Source organism: Pseudoalteromonas sp. JC28, from assembly GCF_013319255.1.
Lineage (GTDB): Bacteria > Pseudomonadota > Gammaproteobacteria > Enterobacterales > Alteromonadaceae > Pseudoalteromonas.
In genome coordinates this window covers 295,304-318,616 of the sequence record NZ_QOKX01000005.1, presented here as the reverse complement: position 1 = coordinate 318,616, position 23,313 = coordinate 295,304, and the positions used below count along the sequence as shown (strand labels likewise).

The 23,313-nt window shown below is 44.4% G+C and carries 26 protein-coding genes; 9 read left to right on the top strand and 17 right to left on the bottom strand.

What is annotated here, in order from left to right; genetic code table 11:
* Positions 1-9: 9 nt before the first annotated feature.
* A complete protein-coding gene (gene dapD, locus DS891_RS13375) occupies positions 10-837 on the top strand; it encodes a 2,3,4,5-tetrahydropyridine-2,6-dicarboxylate N-succinyltransferase (RefSeq protein WP_174170035.1) in 828 nt (275 codons plus the stop codon).
* Between the two features lie 50 nt (positions 838-887).
* Here dapD and DS891_RS13370 read toward each other — a convergent pair whose 3' ends face one another.
* The 11 genes from DS891_RS13370 to rpoE all read right to left on the bottom strand — a co-directional run bounded on the left by DS891_RS13370 (position 888) and on the right by rpoE (position 11,774).
* Entirely contained in the window at positions 888-2,942 is a 2,055-nt protein-coding gene (locus DS891_RS13370; RefSeq protein WP_174170034.1) for a TonB-dependent receptor, read from the bottom strand.
* A 346-nt stretch (positions 2,943-3,288) separates the two neighbouring features.
* Positions 3,289-4,023 (bottom strand): pyridoxine 5'-phosphate synthase, encoded by a 735-nt coding sequence (pdxJ, locus tag DS891_RS13365; RefSeq protein ID WP_174170033.1) that lies wholly within the window; start codon positions 4,021-4,023, stop codon positions 3,289-3,291.
* 93 nt (positions 4,024-4,116) lie between these two features.
* Entirely contained in the window at positions 4,117-4,809 is a 693-nt protein-coding gene (gene recO, locus DS891_RS13360) for a DNA repair protein RecO (protein WP_010606763.1), read from the bottom strand.
* Complete coding sequence (gene era, locus DS891_RS13355) at positions 4,810-5,709, bottom strand: GTPase Era (protein WP_010371295.1); 900 nt, start codon at positions 5,707-5,709, stop codon at positions 4,810-4,812. It abuts the gene before it with no gap.
* Positions 5,699-6,376, bottom strand: coding sequence for a ribonuclease III (rnc, locus tag DS891_RS13350; protein ID WP_010371291.1), 678 nt, complete (start codon positions 6,374-6,376; stop codon positions 5,699-5,701). Before rnc ends, era begins: the two co-directional genes overlap by 11 nt.
* A 2-nt stretch (positions 6,377-6,378) precedes the next feature.
* The gene (lepB, locus tag DS891_RS13345; RefSeq protein WP_010371286.1) at positions 6,379-7,314 is read right to left on the bottom strand and encodes a signal peptidase I; all 936 of its coding nucleotides are present in this window, start codon (positions 7,312-7,314) and stop codon (positions 6,379-6,381) included.
* A 12-nt stretch (positions 7,315-7,326) separates the two neighbouring features.
* Positions 7,327-9,114, bottom strand: a complete 1,788-nt coding sequence (gene lepA / locus DS891_RS13340; RefSeq protein ID WP_010606762.1) for a translation elongation factor 4 — start codon at positions 9,112-9,114, stop codon at positions 7,327-7,329.
* A 59-nt stretch (positions 9,115-9,173) separates the two neighbouring features.
* Positions 9,174-9,632, bottom strand: coding sequence for a SoxR reducing system RseC family protein (locus tag DS891_RS13335; protein WP_174170032.1), 459 nt, complete (start codon positions 9,630-9,632; stop codon positions 9,174-9,176).
* Positions 9,629-10,579 (bottom strand): MucB/RseB C-terminal domain-containing protein, encoded by a 951-nt coding sequence (locus DS891_RS13330; protein WP_010371273.1) that lies wholly within the window; start codon positions 10,577-10,579, stop codon positions 9,629-9,631. Before DS891_RS13330 ends, DS891_RS13335 begins: the two co-directional genes overlap by 4 nt.
* Complete coding sequence (locus DS891_RS13325) at positions 10,580-11,191, bottom strand: sigma-E factor negative regulatory protein (protein WP_174170031.1); 612 nt, start codon at positions 11,189-11,191, stop codon at positions 10,580-10,582.
* A gap of 1 nt (position 11,192) precedes the next feature.
* Positions 11,193-11,774 (bottom strand): RNA polymerase sigma factor RpoE, encoded by a 582-nt coding sequence (gene rpoE / locus DS891_RS13320; RefSeq protein ID WP_010371267.1) that lies wholly within the window; start codon positions 11,772-11,774, stop codon positions 11,193-11,195.
* 296 nt (positions 11,775-12,070) lie between these two features.
* Here rpoE and nadB point away from each other — a divergent pair, with 296 nt between their 5' ends.
* The gene (gene nadB / locus DS891_RS13315; protein ID WP_174170030.1) at positions 12,071-13,672 is read left to right on the top strand and encodes an L-aspartate oxidase; all 1,602 of its coding nucleotides are present in this window, start codon (positions 12,071-12,073) and stop codon (positions 13,670-13,672) included.
* Positions 13,673-13,729: 57 nt separating this feature from the next.
* Here the strand turns inward: nadB and DS891_RS24840 are convergent, their stop codons facing one another.
* Together DS891_RS24840 and DS891_RS13305 are read right to left on the bottom strand one after the other, a co-directional pair.
* Positions 13,730-14,083, bottom strand: coding sequence for a protein YgfX (locus tag DS891_RS24840; protein ID WP_368032197.1), 354 nt, complete (start codon positions 14,081-14,083; stop codon positions 13,730-13,732).
* Positions 14,084-14,123: 40 nt separating this feature from the next.
* Complete coding sequence (locus DS891_RS13305; protein ID WP_174170029.1) at positions 14,124-14,375, bottom strand: succinate dehydrogenase assembly factor 2; 252 nt, start codon at positions 14,373-14,375, stop codon at positions 14,124-14,126.
* Positions 14,376-14,535: 160 nt separating this feature from the next.
* Between DS891_RS13305 and ygfZ the strand changes: the two genes are divergently transcribed.
* Both ygfZ and DS891_RS13295 read left to right on the top strand, forming a co-directional pair.
* Positions 14,536-15,447, top strand: coding sequence for a tRNA-modifying protein YgfZ (ygfZ, locus tag DS891_RS13300; protein WP_174170028.1), 912 nt, complete (start codon positions 14,536-14,538; stop codon positions 15,445-15,447).
* 11 nt (positions 15,448-15,458) lie between these two features.
* Positions 15,459-15,944, top strand: coding sequence for a peptidylprolyl isomerase (locus DS891_RS13295; RefSeq protein ID WP_010606755.1), 486 nt, complete (start codon positions 15,459-15,461; stop codon positions 15,942-15,944).
* A 31-nt stretch (positions 15,945-15,975) separates the two neighbouring features.
* Here DS891_RS13295 and DS891_RS13290 read toward each other — a convergent pair whose 3' ends face one another.
* The 3 genes from DS891_RS13290 to DS891_RS13280 are packed head-to-tail and all read right to left on the bottom strand — an operon-like array spanning position 15,976 to position 17,599.
* Positions 15,976-16,425: a hypothetical protein gene (locus DS891_RS13290; RefSeq protein ID WP_010606754.1), complete on the bottom strand. Its 450-nt coding sequence runs from the start codon at positions 16,423-16,425 to the stop codon at positions 15,976-15,978.
* Between the two features lie 11 nt (positions 16,426-16,436).
* Positions 16,437-17,264, bottom strand: a complete 828-nt coding sequence (locus tag DS891_RS13285; RefSeq protein WP_174170027.1) for a YdiY family protein — start codon at positions 17,262-17,264, stop codon at positions 16,437-16,439.
* A gap of 17 nt (positions 17,265-17,281) precedes the next feature.
* Positions 17,282-17,599 (bottom strand): DUF440 family protein, encoded by a 318-nt coding sequence (locus DS891_RS13280; RefSeq protein ID WP_102057123.1) that lies wholly within the window; start codon positions 17,597-17,599, stop codon positions 17,282-17,284.
* A gap of 192 nt (positions 17,600-17,791) precedes the next feature.
* On the opposite strand from DS891_RS13280, the gene DS891_RS13275 reads away from it, so the two are divergent.
* The 4 genes from DS891_RS13275 (at position 17,792) to DS891_RS13260 (ending at position 20,590) form a co-directional block, all read left to right on the top strand.
* Positions 17,792-18,589, top strand: a complete 798-nt coding sequence (locus tag DS891_RS13275; RefSeq protein ID WP_174170026.1) for a crotonase/enoyl-CoA hydratase family protein — start codon at positions 17,792-17,794, stop codon at positions 18,587-18,589.
* Positions 18,590-18,700: 111 nt separating this feature from the next.
* Complete coding sequence (locus tag DS891_RS13270; protein WP_174170025.1) at positions 18,701-19,069, top strand: CidA/LrgA family protein; 369 nt, start codon at positions 18,701-18,703, stop codon at positions 19,067-19,069.
* Between the two features lies 1 nt (position 19,070).
* Positions 19,071-19,751: an LrgB family protein gene (locus DS891_RS13265; protein ID WP_211200811.1), complete on the top strand. Its 681-nt coding sequence runs from the start codon at positions 19,071-19,073 to the stop codon at positions 19,749-19,751.
* A 17-nt stretch (positions 19,752-19,768) separates the two neighbouring features.
* A complete protein-coding gene (locus DS891_RS13260; RefSeq protein WP_069018686.1) occupies positions 19,769-20,590 on the top strand; it encodes a mechanosensitive ion channel family protein in 822 nt (273 codons plus the stop codon).
* 42 nt (positions 20,591-20,632) lie between these two features.
* Here the strand turns inward: DS891_RS13260 and DS891_RS13255 are convergent, their stop codons facing one another.
* A complete protein-coding gene (locus DS891_RS13255) occupies positions 20,633-21,529 on the bottom strand; it encodes a mechanosensitive ion channel family protein (RefSeq protein ID WP_174170024.1) in 897 nt (298 codons plus the stop codon).
* Positions 21,530-21,709: 180 nt separating this feature from the next.
* Between DS891_RS13255 and DS891_RS13250 the strand changes: the two genes are divergently transcribed.
* Positions 21,710-23,233, top strand: coding sequence for an amidase (locus DS891_RS13250; protein ID WP_174170023.1), 1,524 nt, complete (start codon positions 21,710-21,712; stop codon positions 23,231-23,233).
* Positions 23,234-23,313 lie beyond the last annotated feature (80 nt).

Genomic DNA, 23,313 nt, shown 5'->3' with positions numbered 1-23,313 from the left:
GAGGAATTTATGTCTGATTTAAAAACGACTATTGAAACCGCGTGGGAAAACCGCGATACCATTACTCCAACCACGGTATCAGACGAAGTAAAACAAGCGATTGTCAACGCATTGGAAATGCTAGATTCAGGTGCAGCGCGTGTTGCTGAAAAAATTAGTGGTGAGTGGGTTGTACATCAATGGTTGAAAAAGGCGGTACTCCTGTCTTTTAGAATTCGTGACAACCAACCAATGAACGATGGCGTTAACCAGTTTTACGACAAGGTACCATTAAAATTCTCAGAGTATACGCCAGAGCAGTTCCAACAAGGTGGTATGCGCGTAGTACCAAACGCGGTAGCACGTCAGGGCAGCTTTGTCGGTAAGAACGTGGTACTTATGCCGTCTTACGTTAATATTGGTGCATATGTTGATGAAGGCACCATGGTAGACACTTGGGCAACCGTAGGCTCGTGTGCACAGATCGGTAAAAACGTACACCTATCTGGCGGTGTGGGCATTGGTGGCGTATTAGAGCCGCTACAAGCCAATCCAACGATTATTGAAGATAACTGTTTCATCGGCGCGCGTTCTGAAATCGTAGAAGGTGTAATTGTTGAAGAAGGTGCAGTTATCTCCATGGGTGTCTATATTTCACAAAGTACTCGTATTTACGACCGTGAAACTGGTGAAATCCATTATGGTCGCGTACCAGCTGGTGCAGTGGTAGTACCAGGATCACTACCAAGTAAAGATGGCTCTCATAGCCTATATGCAGCAATTATTGTGAAAAAAGTAGACCAGCAAACCCGCGAAAAAGTTGGGATCAATGCACTACTTCGCTCACTAGACGAATAAATATCACGACGGTTTCAAAAAAGGGAGCTTTCTGCTCCCTTTTTCATCTATTACCAGCGGTAGTCCAGTGACACTAGAATGTTTCTTGGTCTTCCTGGAAAGTACCTTTCACCACTAAATGAAGTGTAATCGGCACGCTCAGCGTAACGTTCGTCGGTTAGGTTCTTCACTCTCATCGTCAACGCCAAATGCGGATTTACCTGCCACTTTCCTCGTAAACTCAGTAAATCGTGACCAGAATAACGATGAAGATTTTCGGGGTCAGTAAAATACTCTCCTACATGGTGCCAAGCTAAAGACCAACTGAGATTATCCCGTGCTTGCCAGTGTAATTGGGCGTTAATGACGCTCCTTGGTGCTGAATCTAGATCGTTGCCGTTAATATTGATGCCACCAAGAATATTATCTTGTTCATAGGTATGCTTAGCACGCGTTGCGGCGAGATCTAGTTGCCAATGTGCTGTGAATGAATAACTCAGCTCCAACTCCACACCTCGGTGTCTTGAGCGACCATCGTTGATATAGAAAAAGTCACTATCTCGGAAGATCAAATTTTCTTTTTCCATGTCATAAATCGCGACCTGATAGCCAAGACTATCTGCACTCCCTTTTAGGCCAAGCTCGATATTGTCCGCCTTTTCTTCCTCTAGCGATGCTTTTACCTGCTCTCGCTGCAATTGGTAAAGCTCGGCAGTTTGTGGTGCGCGATAGCCTTGAGACACGTTAGCATAGGCAATATTTCGCTCAGTGAACGCATAGCTTAGGCCAAATTTTGGTGAAAAATAAGCAAAGCTATCTCTGCCACTGGCTGGGCGACTATAACGACATCCTCCCATTGCACACACCGAGCCATCTTCTTTGGTGCGCCCAGTAGGCAAAAAGTTGCGATAATCGTATTTCATTGACTCAAAACGACCGCCCAGTTCAACTAACCAGTTACCCTGTCGCCAACTGAGGTTTGCAAAAGGCGCGAGTTGCCTTGCATCTACCTCATAGTCGTAATGCTTTCCTGTGGGAATAGTTGAGCGCAAAAATGCAGAGCCTTCAGTCGGCGTAGGCTGATACTGCAACATCTCGCCTTGAGTATATTCCGCATCCATTCCCCAATCTAGTTGTATTGAGTCACTTAATTCAGTGTGTATAAGCGTTTGCAGCCCTACACCAGTTTGACCATTTTCTTCAAACGGCTTACCCGGCAAGAAATGCTTAACAAATTCCATCTCTTGCCAGCGTACATAAGGTTTTATCAGTACGGTGTTGCTATCATCAAAGTGCCCGGTTATTTCTGTCCAAGCTCTAAATGACTCTGCCTTTCTAAATGCTTCAGGGTTTTCGTTTTGCTTTGCCAATTGCTTATTTTTATAGCTGTCCACTCCTGTTATATAACCCGCAGTTTGCTGATTTAAGTGGGTGTATGTCATCCCAGATACGACACCAACCTTCTCACCTTCATATTGATGTTTGACGCTCAACTTTTGTTGCTCAACGCTTTCATCGTCACGATAACCCGTATCTTTTGTAAGGGTTAACGCTGCGCCCAAGCCAAGGGCTTTATCGCCAGCTTGTATTCGAGTTCGGCTATAACCATAGGAGCCGATATCTAACGCTACCCTAGGTGTTTTTTGAATGCTGTTTGAAGTAATCACATTAACCACTCCATGCACCGCATTCGAGCCATACAATACGCTGTTTGGCCCTTTTAGCACTTCTATACGCTCAGCTGCTTCAAAGTGCGATTCAAAGAGTTCATTAATATTGCAAAAACCTGCGGCTCTGAGTGCAATACCATCTTCAGCCATTAAAATGCCGCCACATGCGCCTGCACCAGAGAGCACTTGTGAGCGCAATGCAGGTAGATACTCTTGACCATTACCATGTTGTACATTTGCGCCAGCAACGAGCCTCAACGCCTTTTCGATATGCGTGACGCCTGTATCATCTAATTGAGCTTCTGTTAGCAAAGAGAGGCTTACAGGACGCTCTCCTGCCGTCTCAGCCAATCTGGATGCCGTAGTAGTGATGATTTCAAATTCGTTGTTCTCTGTCGCTTCGCTAAGTTGTGGTGCAAGGGCACAACTTGCAAAGACCAACACCATTTTTTTCATTTTGATACCAACTGTATTAGGGCCTGTTGATCTTTGCTGTTTGATTTTTGTTCTCCTGAGTGTGTTTTGGTCGCGACGCTCGACTTGCCGCCTAGTAATCTAGGCAAAAGTTGAGCAACAATGAACAAAGCCCACTCAGGTGAACCCAAAGGGCAGCGCTTGATTAGCATTTCTACTGTGTTCTCGCCTGACTCACATAGAATAACTATGCTACGCAGGCTCTGCCTTGTACAAATACCAATCAAACTGCTGCAAAAACAAACTTGAAAGGTAAACAGGCCCTAACTCGATTACAAGGCAAAAAGAAAGGGCTACACAGCCCTTTCGTTTTCTTTACCACTAAGCGTTATGCTTGTCTCGCCTCTAACATCAAACGCTTCATATCTCGTACTGCCTTTTCCAGCCCATCAATTGCCGCTCGAGCAATAATGGCATGGCCAATGTTAAGTTCGTAGATTTCTGGCATTTGTGCAATCGGTTTAACGTTATGGTAATGCAAACCATGACCAGCGTTAACGATAAGACCTAAGCCATGAGCATACTGAACGCCTTCACGAATGCGTTCAAGCTCAGCGCTCATTTCGGTGTCGCTCTCAGCATCCGCATAAGCACCAGTGTGGATCTCAATGTAAGGAGCACCGGTTTGCTTTGCAGCATCTAGCTGCTTTTTGTCCGCGTCAATGAACAAGCTTACTTTAATACCTGCATCAGCTAGACGCTGAGTTGCCGCTGTGATCCTATCAAGATTACCCGCAACGTCTAAGCCACCTTCCGTGGTTAACTCTTCGCGCTTTTCTGGCACTAGGCAAACATATTCAGGTTTTACTTCGCAAGCGATGTCGAGCATTTCGTCAGTTACTGCGATTTCTAGATTCATACGTGTTTGGATGGTTTTTGCCATCACGTAAACATCGCGATCTTGAATGTGGCGACGGTCTTCACGTAAGTGAATAGTAACGCCGTCGGCACCTGCGTGCTCAGCTACTGCAGCTGCATGTGCAGGATCAGGATAGCTAGTGCCTCGCGCCTGACGAAGCGTTGCAATATGGTCTACGTTGACGCCGAGTAAAATATCTTTCATCGTTTATCCCTTGATAATATGACGTAGCAAGTGGATCACCCACCTATTACTGCGATACCAATTTACCGATTTATACTTTTGATTAAATTGGTATTATTTCTTTGAAATAAATAGTTCTCTACTTTTCAGCCCTTGCTTACCAACCAGCGGCGCCATTAATTTTCGTGTTAATAGCTTAGCCGCTCTTCTCACGGCAAGGTCTTGGAAATCTTGATTGGCAATGGCCAATAACATACTGCCCGGTATCGTATCAGGTTCACGACCGACTGCAATAAAACCGTACTCAGATACGTACTTATACGCGGCTTTTGGCCGCACTGGATTACCTTCAGCGTCAAATTCCAGTTCCACCCCGAAACCCAGCTCACCTAACAATTGCAACTCAAAGCTACGTAAGATAGGTTCCACATCTTCATCTTGGGCCAAACGCATTAAATGTAGCTGATAGAGCGCAAAGATCTGCTCTAGCGGTTCGTTGGTTGGTACCACTCGTTGCGTTAATTCATTGAGATACAAACCACAATATAGCTGCCGCCCAACGAGTTGGATTTGGTTGTCTGTGGGTTCAAAACGGTTTAGGTATTTAAAATCGTATCTGCCTGCATATTGCAGTAAAAGTAATGAAAATGGCCGCAGCTGGGCATTATGTTTGAGGGATTGCTTGCCCTTGACTCGGGCAAGCATTTTAAGTTGTCCAACGCCTTCGACCAGCACGTCAAGCAGTACCTGAGAATCGCTGTAAGGTCTGCGATGTAACAGATAGGCCTGTCGAAAGTCGCTATCCAATCAGTCTTCTCCGTACCCTAAGCTACGAAGAGCACGTTCGTCGTCTGCCCAGCCAGATTTCACTTTAACCCAGCATTCGAGATAGACCTTGTTGTCTAGCATGTTCTCAAGATCTTTACGCGCTTCGCGACCGATAACTTTGAGCTTTTCGCCTTTGTTGCCGATCACCATGCGTTTTTGCGATTCGCGCTCAACAAGGATCAACGCGTTTATCTGCCAAACGCCGTTGTCTTGCCACTTAAACTGTTCGATCTCTACCGTCACCGAGTACGGTAACTCATCGCCCATAAAGCGCATCAACTTTTCACGCACGATCTCTGCCGCCATAAAACGCATCGAGCGATCGGTAACATAATCTTCAGGGAAATAGAATTCACACGCAGGTAAACGCTTGTGCACTTCTTCTCTGATCATATCAACGTTTTTACCTTGCTTCGCAGAGATAGGTACGATCCCGATAAAATCCCCCTGTTCACTCAACCACTGAATATGTGGCATCAACAAGTCTTTATCTTTTACCTGATCGGTTTTATTCATCACCACCAAGATAGGACGACCGCTGTCTTTAACTTTAGCCAGTACCATTTCGTCATCAGGCGTCCAATGCGTCCCTTCTACGACAAAAATAACCAGTTCAACATCGCCGATTGAGCTTGATGCTGCTCGGTTCATTAAGCGGTTAATTGCACGCTTTTCTTCAATATGAAGTCCTGGTGTATCAACGTACACCGCTTGATAGTTACCCTCTGTATGGATCCCCATGATGCGGTGACGAGTGGTTTGTGGTTTACGCGAGGTAATACTTACCTTTTGCTCAACCAATTTATTTAATAGTGTCGATTTACCTACATTAGGTCTACCGACAATGGCAATCATGCCGCAATGTGTATCAAGCGTCATTCTTTAATATCTTAAGCGCTTTTTCGGCAGCTTTTTGCTCAGCTTTACGTCGCGAGCTGCCTACTGAAATTATACTTTCCATCCCTTCCACTATACATTCGACCGTGAATGTTTGGTTGTGAGCTTGCCCTTTGGTATCTATTACAGTGTAGCCCGGCAAAGGTAATTTTCGAGCTTGTAGATACTCCTGCAGCAGCGTCTTCGGGTCTTTTTGATTATGACCAGGTGAAATCGCTGTTAAGCGTGATTCGTACCAACTTAGTACCAAATCTCTACACACGTCGATGTCAGAGTCTAAGAAAACGGCACCAATTATGGCTTCTACTGCATCTGCGAGCGTCGACTCACGGCGAAAACCGCCGCTCTTCAGCTCACCTGGACCTAGGCGCAGATAATCACCCAGCGCGAATTCCACACCGAATTCCGCCAGAGTTTGACCACGCACTAACGTTGAACGCATGCGGCTTAAATCACCTTCACGCGCTTTTGGAAACTTGTGATACAAAGCATTTGCAATCACAAAGCTTAAAATAGAGTCGCCCAAAAATTCGAGACGCTCGTTGTGCTGGCCTTTGTGACTGCGATGCGTCAAAGCCTGCTCAAGCAGCGCCTTATCAGAGAAGTTGTACCCTATTTTATTATAAAGTTCTTCTACGTTTCTTTTCATTTTTACTGAATACTACCTAGGCGTTCAAAACGAACACCAGTTGGAACCCACCCTGGCAAAATGCTGTCTGGGCCATTATCAAAATCAAAACTTAACCAAATAAATACCGCTCTTCCAACCAAGTTTTCATCAGGTACAAAACCCCACATACGACTATCTTGGCTGTTATTACGGTTATCACCCATCGCAAAATAACTTCCCTCTGGTACTACCCACTCATCGCGGCGAGTACCTGGTTGTTGATAGTAGCGATCTGTTAACTCTAACACTTCAGGATTAATTAAAATATCATGTTCTACGTTTGGCAAATGCTCGGTTAGACGCACTAACTGCATTGGACCTTGCGTAAACTCGTCACGATTTACAATGTCTACATCAATCTTGTTATATTCGCCACACGTCAACCCGTTTGCTTCGCTCTGCCCGTCTTCACACTTAGGTTTAATGTAAAGCTGACGATTGCGATAAACAATGTGGTCGCCCGGTAAACCAACAATACGTTTGATGAAGTCAATTCTCTCGTCTAGCGGAAACTTGAACACCGCAATATCACCGCGCTCAGGGGTACCCGTTTCAACGATTTTGCTACGCCACACTGGGTCTTTAATCCCGTAAGCATATTTTTCCACGAGAATAAAATCGCCATCCAATAAGGTTGGCATCATTGAGCCGGATGGAATTTGAAACGGTTCAAAAATAAACGAACGGAAAATCGTGATTGCGGCAATCATAGGAAAAATTGATTTCGCGTTTTCAACAATGGCAGGTTCAGGTGCGATTTCCGCAATGATGTCGGCATCTAACTGAGTGTCAGACGCACCTTGCGCAATAGCAAGCCTAGCTTGTCTTTTTGGTGCATACACCAAATGATCGATCAACCAAATAAGGCCTGAACCGACCGTGAGTAGCACCAATAAAATTGAAAAATAACCTGCCATTTGTATTTCCTGTTACTTACCTACTTTCAATATTGCTAAGAATGCGTCTTGTGGCACTTCAACGTTACCAAGTTGCTTCATACGCTTCTTACCTTCTTTTTGCTTTTGCAGTAGCTTTTTCTTACGGCTCACGTCACCACCATAACATTTTGCGATTACGTTTTTACGTAACTGCTTAACTGTACTACGCGCAATGACGTGATTACCAATTGCAGCTTGAATAGCAATATCAAACATTTGGCGAGGGATCAATTCTCTCAGCGCTTCAGCTAACTGACGGCCACGCGTTTGTGAACCGTCGCGGTGAACAATTATTGCAAGTGCATCAACGCGGTCACCATTGATCAGAATATCCACACGCACCATGTCTGATGCTTCAAAACGCTTGAAGTTGTAATCTAGTGATGCAAAACCACGGCTGGTAGACTTCAACTTATCAAAGAAGTCCATTACCACTTCTGACATCGGCAATTCATAGGTTAACGCAACTTGCTTACCGTGATAGGTCATCTTGGTCTGCATACCACGCTTTTCAACACATAGCGTGATCACATTTCCTAAATACTCTTGCGGAACGAGAATATTTGCTTCAACAATTGGTTCACGAATTTCAATAATGTCGTTTACTGGCGGTAAATCCGATGGATTATCGATTTTCACCACACCGTGCTTAGTTTCTACTTCATAGATTACCGTTGGAGCTGTGGTAATAAGATCCATGTCATATTCACGTTCAAGGCGCTCTTGAATAATCTCCATATGCAGCATACCTAAGAAACCACAACGGAAACCAAAGCCTAGTGCTGTTGAGTTTTCAGGCTCGAAGAATAGTGATGCATCGTTGAGGCTCAATTTATTAAGCGCATCGCGGAAGTTTTCATAGTCATCAGATGAAATTGGGAACATTCCCGCGTATACCTGAGGCTTCACCTTTTGGAAACCAGGCAAACGGTCTGTTGCAGAATCACGAGCCATGGTAATGGTATCACCAACTGGTGCACCATGGATGTCTTTGATACCTGCGATAACAAAGCCTACTTCACCCGTTTTCAACACCCCAGTATTGGTCTGCTTCGGTGTAAAGATACCAACCTTATCTACTTGGTGAGCTTGCTCTGTAGACATGATCTTGATCTTCTCGCCCGCTCTTAATTCACCGTTTTTAATACGTACCAATGACACTACGCCTTGGTACGGGTCAAACCATGAATCGATAATCAGTGCCTGTAGTGGCGCATTTGGCTCACCTTCTGGCGGCGGAATATCACGTACGATCACTTCGAGCACTTCATCAATGCCGATCCCCGTTTTCGCACTACAACGCACCGCTTCTAATGCTTCAATACCAACGATATCTTCAATTTCTTCGGCAACGCGAAGTGGATCAGCCTGTGGTAAATCAATTTTGTTTAGTACCGGAATAACTTCCAAGTCCATCTCAAGCGCGGTGTAACAGTTCGCTAGTGTTTGTGCTTCTACACCTTGACCCGCGTCAACAACCAATAACGCACCTTCACAAGCGGCAAGAGAGCGCGACACTTCATAAGTGAAGTCAACGTGTCCCGGTGTATCGATAAAGTTTAGCTGGTAGGTTTCACCATCTTTTGCTTGATAGTTAAGCGTTACACTCTGTGCTTTGATGGTAATGCCGCGCTCACGTTCGATATCCATCGAATCCAGTACCTGCTGCTGCATTTCGCGGTCTGTTAAACCTCCACAAACTTGGATTAAGCGGTCTGATAGCGTCGATTTTCCATGGTCAATGTGGGCAATAATAGAAAAGTTACGGATATGCTTCATATACTGGATTCAATACTTCTGTTAGTCACAAATAGAGATTAAGGCCTCGATTTTACATTTTATTTAGTACAATCACCATCTATTTGCGTTATTGGTAGGCTAATTGGGTAAATTTTTATCACTTTTACCTGATGTTTGAGTTTATCCCCTTGGACTCTGGCGAAAAATAAACCGAGTGCAGCACTCGTAAATGCAATAAGTATCTGCAAAGGTTCATTGAGACCAAGTAAGAGGGCTGCGATAAACATGCCAGCAAAAGCAAAAAGCAATGGCATCATGTAAACATAAAACGCATGTTTCACCACATTAGAGTCGTCTAATGCCAACTTAATTTTTTGGCCAATTTCGACAGATTCCGTCAAATCTACAGGGAATTGTTTTTTGTGGGTGCCAAAGAGTTTGGCAAATACTTGGGAGCCGCATTTGCCGTTACAGCCTTCACAAGCGGGTTTTGGCTGCGCTTCTAAGTAGACAGTTGCGCCTTTTATGGCGGTAACTGTCAGAGTTTGTTCTATCATAAAGGTCTTTTCACAGACTCAGCGATTGCTTTTGCGGTCATTGCTGGAATATTTCCAACTACGGATACGTCAAACGCACCTGTGTTGTGTACGTACACCGTTGTTGCACCTGACGAGAGCGCTCCACTTGGGCGCTGGCCCGGTAAAGGACGTTGTACAAATACCGAAATATCAACAAGGCCATCGGAAAACAAGTAGTAGTCTGCCAGCTCATTGTTTAAATCTAACTTATGTCTGTCAGATTTTAGCAGCTCAAAGCCCTGAGGTAACCAACCAATTTGCCAATTGTTTTTTGTGCCATTCTCAAGTGTCTTCAACAACCCAGATACGGCTTCAGGAAACTGTTTTTGTGAAAGTTCTAACAATTGCTCGGCCGGAGTTTCAGTCACGCTGATATGGGTAAGCTGAAGCTGTTCTAACAATTCGCCTTGTTGGTTTACGTAAGCGGATTTTAGCAACAGAGATGACTCGGTATCGATCCACAACCAATAGTTGTATTTAGCGTCGTCCTTTGCTTCTAACCTGACAAGCTGAGCAGGTCTGTCAACAATCCGACCTTTACCACCTAAGACAAAATCATAGCTTTCTTTGAGGCTGTCGATATTTTTGAATAAAACTTCGGGAATAGGACCTGCTATCGAATCTGTTTGGATGGTGTAAGGCTCAGACTTTGGTTCAAAATAAGTCACTTTGTCACCAATGCGGATCATTTCAAGTCCAGCACCATTGAGCAAACTTAAAAGCTCAAATTCAGTCCCATCTTGGTTACCATGAAGCCAACGGTAAGGCTCCATAGATTTTCCTTTCACCACGACAAACGATGCATCAAAGTTTCTATGATGCACCGCTTCGGCCATGTCTTTTAGCAGTTGTTTGGCTGATACGCTTTCATTTGCCCACAGCCAACTAGAGAAAAATACACTTACTACAACTAACAGTGCTCTCATTTATTGCTCTTTTTCCTCTTGCTTTTCAGCGGTGCTGTTTTCACCAGATTGCTGCAGCGCATACGCCATGCGTGACTGTCTTTGGTGCTCTAACACCAATGCACCAATACGTTGCTGCTGTAACTCTCTAATGCCTTTAGCCGCTGATTCAAGCGCAGGCTCAGTTGATAAGCTCACAGGAGAAACGCCTCCAGCAAAAGGAGTAGATTGCAACTGTAACGTATCGCCCGCAGGTAAAGTCGCATCTGTGCTTAGCGTATTGACCCCAAGCACAGCAAACAATGACACACTTGCCGCGATAGCCACTTGTGCAAACGGCTTACGCCATGTACTTAGCTCAATCACATTGCTCTTCGGCGTCGTTTCTTTCACTTGCTCAAGGGCCGGCTCACTATACGTTTGCTCTTGCTCAAGTGCCGCTGCAAAGCTGCTGGTGATATCAATGCAAAGTGTGTCTTGCTTTTGACTACGCATTACATCACCAATCAAGGCATACCGAGCAAACTTTTGTTCGTCTAAACGAACATCAGTTTCAGCGTTGAGTGACAGATCACCGTCAAAAATTTGCGATGTCGTTAAATCTTCTGTCACTTGTTTTTCAGCTTGTGCCATATTAAGACTCACCTATTAATGGGTTCAAATTGTTATCTATCGCTTCCCTTGCGCGAAAAATTCTCGAACGAACTGTACCTACCGGACAATCCATAATGACAGCTATTTCCTCGTAGCTCATACCTTCGATTTCACGCAAAGTAATTGCGGTTTTTAAATCGTCAGGCAAGCGCTCGATAGTTTTGAAAATCACTGCTTTCACTTCGTCGCTTAACAATAGATTTTCCGGTGAAGCGTTCGATCTTAATTGGTCTGCACCATCATAAAACTCAGCTTCTTCCGCATCTACGTCGTTTGCTGGCGGCTTTCGACCAAGCGCCACCAAATAATTTTTTGAACAGTTAACCGCGATTCTATACAACCAAGTATAAAATGCGCTCTCGCCCCTAAAGTTAGGCAACGCTCGATAAGCTTTAATGAACGTTTCCTGTGCCACATCTGCCACATCGCCTTGATTCGCTACATAACGAGAAATCAGCGCTGCGACTTTATTTTGATACTTGGCAACTAACAGGTTGAATGCGTTTTTATCTCCCTGTTGAACGCGTTTAACTATATCTAGATCTAAATCCTGCTCGCTCATTCGAGCCGGTACTCCTCTTTTTGCTTTTCTAAATCGTATCTAGTTGCCATCATTCACAGCTACTCTGACTTAGTACTGAATAAAAAGTTCTGTTTTTTTGTATTTTTTTTTAAAATAAACGAATTCATCCATCTTTGCGTACTAGTTCTTGGCTGCTTTTTAGCATTATTCCATTAGCAGTCACACAAAATGTTCTAAATGATTCTCATTAAACGGAACAAACTCTCTGCCTTCTATGATAGCAGATGTGGTATAAATAGCAGAATTAAACGCAAAAACAGTAAAGATCTTCGAATATGAAAAATACGACTCACCACAATACTGATGTAGTCATTATTGGTAGTGGCGCAGCTGGACTCTCTCTTGCGCTCTCTTTGGCAAACCACTGTAAAGTTACCGTGATAAGCAAAGGGGCGTTAAAAGAAGGCTCCACGCTTTATGCTCAAGGTGGCATTGCCGCAGTATTCGATAAGAAAAATGACAGTATTGAATCACATGTCGAAGACACACTTGCGGCAGGCGCTGGTTTATGTGACCGCGATGCGGTCCACTACACCGCCTCAAATGCAAAGAATTGCTTGAAGTGGCTGATTGAACAAGGCGTGCCATTTGATATGGAAGTGGATAGCAAAGGGAAAGAGCGCTTTCATTTAACCCGCGAAGGTGGACATTCACATCGTCGTATATTGCACGCAGCTGATGCAACGGGTAAAGCCGTTCAAACCACATTAATTAGCCAAGTGCAGTTACACCCAAAAATTAATATACTTGAGCAATACAACGCCATCGATCTCATCAAAGATAAACATGGCGACTCAAGCGATATCAAAGGCGTTTACGTCTATAATCGCAAAGCGGATAGAGTTGAGAGCATCTCGGCTAAGTTTGTCGCTTTAGCAACGGGTGGCGCAAGTAAAGTCTACTTGTATACCTCAAATCCAGATGTTTCTTCGGGTGACGGCATCGCAATGGCGTGGCGTGCGGGTTGTCGTGTGGCCAACATGGAGTTTAACCAATTTCATCCAACCAGCTTATACCACCCTGAGCTACAAAACTTTTTAATAACCGAAGCCATGCGTGGTGAAGGCGCGCTGCTTAAACGTCCTGACGGCACACGCTTTATGCCTGACTTCGATGAGCGCGAAGAACTTGCCCCTCGCGATGTAGTCGCCCGTGCCATTGACTATGAGATGAAACGATTGGGCGCAAATTGCGTCTATCTGGATATCTCACATAAAGACAAAGAGTTCATCATAGAGCACTTCCCTACGATTTATGCTAAGTGCTTAAGTGTTGGTTTAGATATCACCAAAGAGCCAATCCCCGTCGTGCCAGCGGCGCATTATACCTGCGGTGGTGTTATGACTGACTTTAATGGTCGTACTGACATCAACAATTTATATGCAATCGGCGAAGTGGCTTACACAGGTCTACACGGCGCAAACCGCATGGCGAGTAACTCATTGTTAGAATGCATTGTGTTTGCCCACGCAGCCGCAAAAGATATTTTAGCTAAAATCGATAATCGTCCTGAGCCATCTAAGTTACCAGATTGGGACGAAAGCCGTGTCAGCGACTCGGATGAAGAAGTAGTTATCACCCACAACTGGCATGAACTTAGATTGTTTATGTGGGATTATGTTGGCATTGTTCGCTCAACTAAACGGTTAGAACGTGCGCTACGCCGCGTTGAGTTATTGCAGCAAGAGATCCACGATTATTACGCCAACTTTAGAGTGAGTAACAACCTGCTCGAATTACGTAACTTAGTACAAGTAGCTGAACTTATTATTCGCAGCGCGTTAGAACGTAAAGAAAGTCGCGGACTGCACTACACCATTGACTTCCCTGACATGGCTGAAAACTCCACACCGACCGTTTTGTCACCGACAAAATAATAATATTTGCATGTAGAGTATGTGCTGATTTTTATCGCCATGCTCTCGTTGCTTTTTCTAATTGGCTTGCAGTACGGTGCGACAAAGTAAACGCCAGTCCGCTTCTGGTATTGCCCGTCGAGTCAAAAATATCTGCTGCTTAGCTTGGTTCGCATCCATGATTGTTAGCGCTATTTGACTATCAAACCATATGGTCGCACCAATAAGCTGTCCTTTGAAATTTATCGTTTGCGACTGTATTTCAACAAAGTTTTCCTTCTGGAGCATGAGTACAGTACCCGTCTTTGGTGTACGAGATAGAACAGTTTGCCAACTGCAATAACCCGTAACAGCAAACACGATTGCGACTAACCACCACAGCGCTGGAAACAGCAGAAAAAGGATAAAAGCGAGGCAAGAAAAAAGAACCACAAAGAAGGTGTGGTTCTGAAGATTGTGTTGAAAGTCGATTCTATACGCGGATCCGATCAAGGATTAACTTAACCATGCGTTTTAGCTCTGGATCTGGACATTCTTCATGACCCATAAACCAAGCAAATAAATCTGGATCCTCACAGGTAACTAGACGCTGAAACACGTACTTACCTTCGTCGGATAGCGCGTCATAAGCCTGCTCAACAAACGACTCTAAAATAACGTCCAGCTCTAACATGCCACGGCGGCAAGCCCATTTAACTCGAGCTTTAGGCAGTAACTCAACCATAAACTGATTAACCCCTCATAAACTATTGAGAAAATTATACCCACTGTGCAGGACATATGCCATAAAACTTATAGAAATGGCACATTGAAATCGTCCATCCCTATCTCCACTTATGATTTTACGGTAACATTACGAAAACACTTTAATAGGGATCAACATTATGTCAATTGCTCGTGCTTATGCGCTTCCGTTCAAGGTTATTCGCATTTCAGGACAAGATAAACTTAGCTATTTGCACGGTCAGGTTACTCAAGACATTAACCTTATCAAAGAAGATAATTTTATGTGGTCTGGGCATTGTAGCCCTAAAGGCAAACTTTGGTCTGTGGCGCGCTTAACTCGCTATCAAGACGACTACTTAATGCTTGCAGGTGTGGCCGAAGCTGAAGCATCACTTCGTGAGCTAAAAAAATACGCAGTCTTTGCCAAAGTTGACATTGATTTTGCTGACTGCGAAGTCTTTGGCTTAATGACTCAGGACAGTAAAGCGCTTGCTACTGCCTTTGGCGTTGAGCTTTCGTCTGACGCAAGCGCTGTGGATGTTGCCAACGGCAAGCTGCTAAAACTCGCAGACGAGCGCTTTGTTTTCATCGCGTTCGAAGGCGCAAGTTTACCCGCGGACGTGGAACAACAAAGCAGTCCAGCACCGTTTATTGCGGCCAGCATTTTAGCAGGTGAGCCAAGCCTTGATGCAGATCACGTGGACGAATTTGTACCACAAATGGTTAACCTTCAGGCCCTTAACGGGATCAGCTTTAAGAAAGGTTGCTATACTGGTCAAGAAACCGTAGCTCGGATGCGCTATCTTGGTAAAAACAAACGTGCCATGTACATAGTGACAGGTAATGCGGCAGAGCGCATCGAAGAGGCAGACATTGAACTGCAGATTGAAGACAACTGGCGTCGTGGTGGCAAGGTTATTCAACAAACCTTCGATGCAAGCAGCGGCCGTTATTATGCGCTGGCTGTGATGCCAAATGACACACCACAAGACGCGGTGCTAAGAGCAAAAAATTCACCAGAGGTGAGTCTTACTATTCAACCTCTACCTTATTCTTTAGAAGACAACTAACGGGATCTTATATGATTATTGGCCCTAACTCGGTAGTGACAATCCACTACTCAGTTCAAGACAAAGACAACAACACGATTGATAGCACATTTGATGATGAGCCTGTGATAGCGATGCTTGGCTCAGGTTATCTGATCCCAGGTCTTGATGATGCCCTACAAGGCAAACAAGCTGGTGACACTTTCAGTGTGACCATAGAGCCACAAGAAGGTTATGGTGAGCGCTTTGACGAATTGACTCAAGCTGTTCCTAAGTCAATGTTTGAAGGCATGGAAATCGAAGTGGGTATGCAATTTAGAGCTACCACCGACGAAGGCGACCAAATCGTTGTGATCATTGGTATCGAAGACGAAGAAGTCATTGTTGACGCGAACCACCCACTTTCTGGGATCACACTGAATTTTGACGTTGAAGTGCTTGAAGTACGTGAAGCAACAGCAGAAGAAGTTGCCCACGGCCACGTTCATGGCGAAGGCGGTTGTGGTCACGACCACTAAGATTAGTCGAGTTACTAATAGAAAGCGCTGATCATTCAGCGCTTTTTTCTTGTTTAAGTTTACTTTCCATTGCCGTAACCAAGTTAGCTTGGTCATTAGTTCCTAAGCGATATTTAGTGCCGTCCTTCATCACCACTTCGAGTGCCTTGAATCCAGCAACTGTGTATACCCAACCGTCTGTACTGATCCGCATGCCAATGCCATGACGTAGAGAATTAGTCACAGGCTGAACATAATCGATATCGTCAAACTTTAAGGTCATTTTGGCGACCGACGGTCCAAACCACCAGCTTAACGTTTGTTGCTCTTGGTTCACTTGAATGGTTAAGCCGTAAAAAATAAACGCAACAAGCGCGAGGATCACCAAAAAGCCAACAAAGGCGAGATTGCTACCAGCTAGGAAAATTGCCAATATGGTAAAACTGGCGATAAAGGCTAGAAACAGCCATATAACCCATGCAAACTGTGTATTTTTATACATCGATAGTCTTCTTAATCAAAGCTGTAAACTAATGTAGCACCAAGTTCGGTGTCTACCTTTTCTTTTTCATTTTCTGGCTGCGAATTATAACGGTAAATAAACGCAAACTTCAGCGCAATCCCGCCAATCACTTGTGTGACTAGCGCAGACTCAGCAAACAATCGGGAGTTTAAACCTGACAGCGATTGCTCAAAACTGACGTCTTGATTAAAGCGGGTACGCTTTGAAACGTTTCTTTCCCACTGCAATGCCATACGCAAAAGCTGGCCTTGCTCGGTTCTATCTTCTTCCGGTTCAAGTTCGATTTCGTTATCCACACGAGAAATGGACATACCGGGACCAACGTCGATATCTACAGTATTCTTTCGTCCCTCGTACACACGATTGCCATAACCGAGCGCAAATGTCGTGGTATATTCCTTGCCGTTAAACCTGTCACGCTCATAATCACCGTACATAAAGAACGAAGCGTTATCGTCTCCTAGCTTGTAGTTACCTTGCGCAGAGCCAAAATAGCGCGACGCTGAGACATCTTCGACGTCTGTTTCTGTATTTTGCTCGCGGCGATAAAGGCCATTAAATTTAAATTGATTACGCCACTTGGGGAAATCTTGGTAAAGGTTACTTTTAAACTTAAATGACGTGTTTTGCGTATTACCTTTGTTAACGATAAAGCCAAATTCAACGTCGCCGTACAGCATTTCGCCCTTGTGTTTTTGATGAATTTCGTCATCGGGCATTTTGCCATATTCGTGAAAATCTTCGAATGGATCCGTAGCTAAGCTTGGTAGCGAAACCAAGCCAATTGCAAATAAGGCGAAAGTTCTAAAAAACGGCACTGGCAACTACTTTCCGGTTATTGCTTCCATATGATATGACAAAACGGTGCATCTAAATCTCTGCTAATCAAGATTTTTGCGTACACCTGATCCGAGTCATCAAACTCGATACCAACCAAAACCTGTACGAAATGCTCTGGTTCTGCTTCTTGTTCATACGCAGTGATGCTCGACCAACTCTCGTCCGGCTCACTTTCTTCAATGAAGCCACGCTCTTCACGATGTTCGTTGAACATATTAATATCGTGTTCTTCAAGATTATCCGGGGCCAACTCAAGGAAGATATCATATGCTTGGTGAGTGGCTTCTTCGATGCTACAAAGTCTCGCTGTCATGGACGCTAGCCTGTTGTTTTAAAGTTGGCGCAATGATAGCAAAATGAGGTAAAACATAAATACATAGTCGCGATAATCAAACAGAAAATAACGCTAAATGACGAACAAATTATCGGTAAAAGTTGAATGTTACGTCGCTTTTGAGTTATTACTCTAAAACTATCGCACAAAACCCGCAGGGAGCATCTCATCATGATTTTATTTTCCGAAGCGAACAACATCGCATTTGTGACCTTATCTCGACCAGAAAAACAAAACGCGCTGTCTGTTGAAATGTTTGTTGGTTTAGATAATGCAATAAAGAAAATTAGAAAAAGCAAATCAATTAGGGCTGTCGTTCTCCAAGGTGAAGGCGCACATTTTTGTGCTGGCCTAGATGTAAAAAGCGTGCTGAATAAACCTTCTGGGATCATCAAGCTACTTAAAAAGTGGTTACCTGGCAATGCTAACTTAGTACAAAGAGTCGTACTCGGCTGGCAAACTTTGCCTGTTCCTGTCATCGCCAAGATCACAGGCAATTGTTTAGGCGGAGGCTGTCATATTGCATTAGGTGCAGATATTCGTTTAGCCGACAGCAGTGCGCAGTTTGCCATTATGGAAGCCAAATGGGGACTTTGCCCTGACATGGGCGGCAGCTTACTTTTGCCTGCCACAATGAACAAGGATAAGGCATTGCTAATGACAGTCCATGCACAGCGAATAGACGCCCAGCAAGCACTAAAGGACGGTCTCATTACCGAGATCTGTGATGATGTTGACGCTAGACTCTCAGAGTTACTCTCTCAATTTACCGCACGCTCGCCAGATGCCATTGCAGCAATTAAGAAAGTGTATAATCGAGCCTACAACCAGCCCGCACGTAAACTATTGTGGTTAGAAACGTGGTCACAAATTAAATTGCTCGCCGCTAAAAATACCAAAATTGCAATGAAGAATGCCTCTGTAGCAGATGATAATAAAAAGCCATTTTTGCCTCGCATGAAGTGGTGAGGCTAGATTGAATGCCTGTTTGCCCAAAGTATAATGGTCATCGCAATACGAAAGCGTACAATGAGCCATCATACATACTAGAGCCATTACAGCGCTAAGGATTTACATTTAATGGTACACAGAGCGAAGTTGATATTACAATTTGCACTAGGCTTTGCCATCATTTTAGCGTGCCTCTTCAGCGCTAAGTGGATAATTCAGCTTAGTGCTTTACAGATCCCAGCCGCCCTACTTGGCATGGTGTTTCTTGTCATACTCCTTGCCACAAAAATCATTAAAGTAGAATGGTTAGCCCCCGCAGCAGAGCCCATCTTAAAATACATGGCGCTGTTTTTTATTCCAGCGGGAGTGGGCTTGGTAGAGCATCTCAGTTTGTTTCAATCCCAATGGCTTATGCTACTGTTATTGCTAGTTGGTGTACCAACAATAAGTCTTGTATTGTTAAGCCCTATCGTTAAGAGCATCAAGTTTCGTGATTAATATGATTATGGCGTCAGCGCTCACTGTGCTATTATTTTTTAGTGCTCGCAAACTATATCAGCGCATCTCCTTACCGATATTGAACCCTGTGCTGATCTGCATTTTGGCCATTTCGGCATTTCTACTGTTCACGAAATTCGACTACAAGGTATATCAACAAGCAACGCTACCAATTCATTACTTGTTAGAGCCAGCTGTCGTTGCACTCGCTTACCCTTTGTATAAACAATTTCACCAAATTAAACCGGTATTTTTTGCATTGTGCTTAACCAGTTGGTTGGGTGTTTCACTGTCTACGTTAAGCGCTTTTCTTATCTGCCAGTTTTTTGCAGCCGATCCGCAGCTCTCAGCTTCAATGGCGGCCCTGTCGGTTACAACACCAATCACCTTACTCATTAGTGATTATCTCGGAGGGATCCCCGCTATTGCAGCGATTATGGTGATACTAATTGGTGTATTTGGTGGCGTGTTTGGACTACATATCTTGCACTGGTGTAAAGTTGACCATATGCAAGCGAAAGGCACTGCGCTTGGTGTTGCTTGCCATGCGATAGGCACAGCCGCAGCGATAGAGCATCACCCCATGGCTGGCGCTTTTGCTTCAGCGGCGATGACAATTACCGCCATGATAACTGCACTTTGGGTGCCTTTGTTTTATCATTGGTTGGCTACTCTAATTTAATAACTCGGGATACGACTGTGATCAATCAAGAAATCGAGCAAATAGAACACTATTACAACATTATTCGAGAGTATCTGGTGACTTACAGTTTCCAATTGCTCGCTGCGATATTCATCTTCCTTCTCGGTTTGTGGTTATCAAGAAAGCTGTCTAAAGCGACTGAAAACTTGATGCTAAAACACAATATCGATCCTGCTTTAACCAACTTTATTGGCAATGTGATCAAAGTGCTTATCATTGCCATGTTTGTGATTATTTCTCTTGGCAAGGTTGGCATAAGTATCACACCGTTTGTTGCCGCCATCGGTGCCGCGTCCCTAGGTGCTGGTCTTGCGCTGCAAGGTATGCTGGCAAACTATGGCGCAGGGCTTGCCATCATTGCTACCCGCCCATTTGTGATTGGCGATACCATCAGCATCAAAGGGGTTAACGGCCAAGTTAAAATGATTGAGCTTGGACATACCACGCTCATCAACGAAGACAAAGTAGAGATCACTATCCCGAATAAACATGTGGTGGGAGAAATTCTCCATAACTCATTTGCAAACTCTCTGGTTAAAGGTGAAATAGGAATAGCTTATGATGCTGATTATCAAAGTGCATTAACGCTTATCAATCAAGTACTCGCTGATAATGCTAAGGTCAGTCAAGACCCTAAGCCGCAGGTGGGGATTGAGGAATTTGCCGACAGTGCAGTGATATTGAGTTACCGCTACTGGGTGCCTACGACTTCACTTATCGAAACTAAATTAGAAGTGAATAAAGCGGTGTTTGCCGCGATTAAAAATGCGGAAATCGAAATTCCATTCCCGCAACGAGTGGTTAAAATCATTCAGTGAGTAAACTCACGAACGGCTAGCACCCTAGCCGTTATTCTACACTCAGTTTTCATCAGGCTTTTCCATAGAAAAGCCACTGCGTAAATGAAGATCGCGCTGTGGAAACGGGATCTCGATTTGATATTTGCGAAAGGCATCATCGATAGCCCAGAGGTAATCAGAAACCAGCGCCGTTGGCCGCTTTACCTGCTCAGGTTGCACCCAAACTCCTAGCGTGAAATTCAAGCTACTATCACCAAACCCTGTCATCCATACCGTTGCTTCTCGCCCCGGCGTATTCAAGGTATATTGGACATTTTTGGCCGCTTCCAATGCGGCACGCTTCACCTTCTCTTTATCGCTGCCGTAGGCCACCGAAAAAGGAATACGGAAACGACGATATTTGTCCGACATTGTCCAATTGGTAATTGTATTTGACACCATTTCCGAGTTAGGAATAAGCAGGTCGACGTTGTCATTTGTGCGGATCCAAGTTGAGCGCATGTGAATGGCTATCACTTCCCCAACCACCCCGTTGGTCAGCTCAACAAAGTCCCCAACTTTGACGGTTTTCTCTAGCAGTAACACTAGACCAGAGACAAAGTTATTCACCAGACCTTGTAGGCCTAAGCCAATCCCAACGCCGAGCGCACTGGCAACAAGCGCTAATTCAGTGATCTCTATTCCTAACGCCGTCAGCGCAATAATAAGACCAATAAATAATACGATGTAGTGAATGATCCTGCCTATCACATAGGCTGAGGTATGCTGGATCACCCCTTGTCTTGAAGCAAGACGATTAAATGCTAGCCGCAGGGTCTTGGAGATCACCAAAGTTGCAACGATCACCGCGATAAATGAGAGTGCCTCTCCCACCTCTAATGAAAATTTACCTAATGAAAATAGCTTTTGGTCAAGCCACGGAATATCTACGTCTATATCTATTGGTGCTTTTATCATGGTTATATTTTTTGTTATCTCGTGAAGTTAAGTGTGTGTGGCGAGCAGCAAAAATACAAGTTTTAAAGACGCCTAAATCATGCTTTGTTCAAGCTACTCGCTTGACCTTTTACAGGGCTCGTGACTAAATAAAGGACAAACAAATAACAAAAATACTACTGCGGATTGGTAAAATACGTCATGAAAAAGTCCCTACTCGCTTTAACCACTTGTCTCGCGCTTGCGTTGCCGGCTCATAGTCAATCGCTTGCGGACCTTACCACGCTCGAAGCACAAACCAAAATACAAAATCGAACTTTATCAGCAACGCAACTCACTGAGTTTTATTTAAAAAGGATTTCACAACTTGACGACAGTGGCCCTATGCTCAATGCCGTGATCACGCTCAATCCCAACGCTTTACAAGACGCTAAAAAGCTTGATGCCGAAATACTCGCGGGAAAATACCGAGGGCCACTTCATGGCCTGCCAGTTATTGTTAAAGATAATATCGACACCAGGGCGCCAATGGCAACAACCGCAGGCGCGCTCGCCCTGCAACACAACGTCAAAACCCAAGCTGCACCGCTTATCATCCAGTTAGAACAAGCCGGCGCTATCATCCTTGGCAAAGCCAATTTAAGTGAATGGGCAAACTTTAAATCAAGTTTCAGCTCGAGCGGCTACAGCACGCTCGGTGGTCAAACCAAAAACCCGTATGTGTTAGACAGAACACCATGTGGTTCAAGTTCCGGCTCTGCTGTTGCCGTCTCCGCAGGTCTTGCACTGCTCGCCATTGGTACGGAAACTGACGGTTCTATTGTTTGTCCTTCAGCACATAATGGCGTTGTAGGTATTAAACCGACTGTCGGTTTGGTTTCTGGTGAAGGCATTGTTCCTATTAGTCATAGCCAAGATAGCGCTGGCCCTATGGCAAAATCGGTGATGGGCGCCGCCTTATTGCTCAATGCTATCGTTAGCGATGCAAAACAGCCGATTGATTTTACCCAAGGCTTAAATACTGCCAGTTTCAAAGGCAAACGAATTGCTATCACCAGTCATGTAGGTCAGTTTCCACCAGCAGTTCAAGCGGTATTTGCAAAAGCCGTTGCAACCATGAAAGCAAATGGCGCAGAAATAATTGAAGGGTTAGACTTACCTGAGCTGGAAGCTTTAGGCTCCGCCGAATTGGATATTTTGCTCTATGACTTTAAACATGATCTCAATGCTTACCTTGCCAAGACACCAGAGCAGGTAAAAGTAAAAAACCTAAACCAGCTCATCCAATTCAACCAGCAACATCCCTCCACCATTAAGTACTTTGATCAATATTTGATAGAGGAAGCAGCAAAGAAAGGCGATATCACAGAACACCGATATCAAGAAGCCCAAGCTTTGGTTAAAAAATTTGCCCGCCAACAAGGCATTGATAAAATAATACAAGAACATCGCCTTGACGCATTTATCGCACCAACGAATACCCCAGCTTGGAGTATCGATATCATTAACGGTGATAACTTCTCAGCCTCGTCGTCATCTCCTGCCGCGATTGCAGGATATCCAAGCATTACAGTACCGATGGGTTTTCATCACGAGCTACCGCTGGGTATTTCTTTCTTCGCTGAGGCTTATAGCGAAGCGAAATTAATCAAGCTTGCCTATGCTTTCGAACAGTTGACTAATGCACGCAAAGCACCTGAGTTTAAGGCGACATTAACGCCTTAAAAATAATAGTAGTGTTATAAATAAAAATGCCTTCACACCGATTGATGTGAAGGCATTTTTATTTGCGTATCGTGTTGGTA